The sequence below is a fragment of the Microcoleus sp. D2_18a_D3 genome, from assembly GCF_036702455.1.
In the GTDB taxonomy this organism is placed as follows: Bacteria; Cyanobacteriota; Cyanobacteriia; order Cyanobacteriales; family Microcoleaceae; genus Microcoleus.
In genome coordinates this window covers 1-2,385 of record NZ_JAUBTK010000192.1, presented here as the reverse complement: position 1 = coordinate 2,385, position 2,385 = coordinate 1, and the positions used below count along the sequence as shown (strand labels likewise).

The following is a 2,385-nucleotide window of genomic DNA, read 5'->3' as shown; positions in this document are numbered from 1 at the left end:
TCTCTACCTCTGTCTAAACTCACAAAATTTACACTCAACTTCTTCTGAGTGAATTTTTGCTTAGTCTAAACTCCAATTCCGTCCTTCCTTTGGAAACTGAGCATCCAAGACTCCAGCCCTCACTAGAAACCTATTCGATATACTTTGACAACACCTCACCTCTCAAGTTAAAATAACGCCTAAATAAAATGCTGTCTATTCACATTAGAGGTAGAGAGATGAAACACGCCAGATTTATTACGGGGAGGCCAACAATCAAATTCGTAGCTATTTTGGTGGGAGCCTTTTTTTTGACGCTAGCAGCTTTCACAGTCAGCGCCCAGCAGACTAGCGAAGCACAATTTAGGGTCAAGAACGAAAACGCTTTTAATATTAATTTGATTCAATTTAAGCGCACTGAATATGTAGGCCCATGTGCCGGTACTGTCTTCTCCCCTGATTCGCAAAGCGCTCGATTTGTCTCCAGCAAAACTCCTCCGGGCCCTAACAGGAGGGTGATAATTAAAAATGTGACTGAGGGAATGGAAACTAACCCATATCCTTACACAGACCGAGGTTACAACAAAGGTGAGTTCTCCGAGGATTTTGGATTTAAGTTGGGTAACAGTCACAAAACAAGAACTTTTTCGGTTTTAGAGGGAGAAAATAACTTTCTCTATGAAATCAAAGAAAATGACCAAGTTATAGAACAGGGTGCGCTTACGGCTGAAGTTTCTGTACAAAACTTAGGTACTTTTCCCCGTCAGCAAATTTGTCAAGATCAGGTAGAATGTCGGGATACTGATGATTGTCGTGACCGTAAAGGCAGAAAAAGAAGTTGCAGACGAGAGTGTTTTCCTGTTCAACAGTGCCGCTGTCCGTAGCTACTTTCTGTCATCATCAAATTATTTGCTTTAATTAACCGCTGAAGAGACAGAGCAATAACAAACAAGAAAAAAGAGAAGTTATTTTCCGGTGAAAAGGGGCAACCACGGGAGATTGCCCCTCCAACAAAATTATTGGTTTAAGTAATCGGGTGAAAGTAAAATGCGGCTCCTAAGACGGTGTATGTTGCTAAAAGGAGCACTCCTTCGAGCCAATTAGAGCGGCCGTCGAGACTAATTAGATTAGCAATTGTCACTGCGATGGCAACTGCAACTACTTCAAACGGATTGAAGTTTAAATCCATCGGCTGATGAATTATTAATCCGATAATTACCAACACCGGCGCTACCAGCAAAGCAACTAGCAAACTCGAACCCATTGCGACAGAAACTGACAAATCCATATTGTTTTTCATCGCAACTCCCACCGCCGTTACATATTCCGCCGCGCCGCCAACAATCGGCAATAGAATGACTCCTGTAAACAGCGGCGTCAATCCCAATCCTTTGGTAGTTTCTTCGACAACACCAACGAAAATTTCTGATTCAAAAGCAACGGCAACAGTTGAGGCAACTAGCACTCCTATCCACAGCCACAAATTCGGTTTGTGCGTAGTAGATTCCTCTTTGGTATTTTGAGGATTTTCTGACTCTAGTTCTAGTAAGCTAACATCGTAAAGATAGCTGTGGGTTTTTAATGAAAATAGCAGAGTTAGAGCGTAAACTGCGATTAGGACGATCGCAGTTATTAAGGAAAGATTTTGAATGGCTGCGGGTTCGACTCCATTGGAGGTGTAAATTACCATTGTCGGCAGCAGGATTGCAATCACTGCTAGAGTCATTGTGGAACCGTTCACCCGCGCGATTATTGGCTTAAATTCCTGTTCTTTGTAGCGGATTCCTCCTAACAGCATGGAAAATCCCATGACTAAGAGCAAGTTGCTGATAATTGTACCGGTTATGCTGGCTTTCACAATGTCAATTAAGCCAGCTTTCAGGGCAACTATGGCAATAATTAATTCCGTAGCATTGCCGAAGACGGCATTTAATAAGCCGCCTATGGAGGGGCCTGTAACGATCGCCACTTCTTCTGTTGCGGTACTCAACCAAATAGCCAGAGGTATAATGCCTAAAGCGGATGTGATGAAAACTGCAAGGGAACCCCAGTGCAAATACTCAGCGGCGATGGAAATGGGGATGAAAATTAACAGCGCTATGGAAAGAATTTTTTTGATTGACATAGGAACTCGGATGGTGTATGGAAGGGTGAGGTCGAGTTGTCGGGGCGATCGCAAAGTTGATTTTACATGATTCAACTATTCTCTGACAATTCCGGCGGCAAGTGCGATCGATTATTGGGAATTTTTAACCGCAAATGCACCCAGATCGAGGCAGATTAAATATAATAGAATTATATCGACATCGGTGAAAAGATATGTCTCAATCGGCTCTCCTGAACTTATGGTTATAAGTTTATCTAATCAGAAAAGCAAGCTAATACGCGATTCCTAAAATTATTAAA

General features: G+C 42.4%; 2 protein-coding genes. One reads left to right on the top strand and one right to left on the bottom strand.

From position 1 onward, the window contains the following. Nucleotides 1-218: 218 nt before the first annotated feature. Entirely contained in the window at nt 219-863 is a 645-nt protein-coding gene (locus QUB06_RS34365; RefSeq protein ID WP_333439282.1) for a hypothetical protein, read from the top strand. A gap of 140 nt (nt 864-1,003) precedes the next feature. On the opposite strand, the gene cax is transcribed toward QUB06_RS34365, so the two are convergent. Beyond that, complete coding sequence (gene cax, locus QUB06_RS34360; RefSeq protein ID WP_333439284.1) at nt 1,004-2,104, bottom strand: calcium/proton exchanger; 1,101 nt, start codon at nt 2,102-2,104, stop codon at nt 1,004-1,006. Nucleotides 2,105-2,385: the final 281 nt, after the last annotated feature.

Bases quoted from the DNA above. Each gene is read 5' to 3' on its own strand.
- QUB06_RS34365 (WP_333439282.1), top strand. From the start codon at position 219: ATGAAACACGCCAGATTTATTACGGGGAGGCCAACAATCAAATTCGTA.
- cax (WP_333439284.1), bottom strand. From the start codon at position 2,104: ATGTCAATCAAAAAAATTCTTTCCATAGCGCTGTTAATTTTCATCCCC.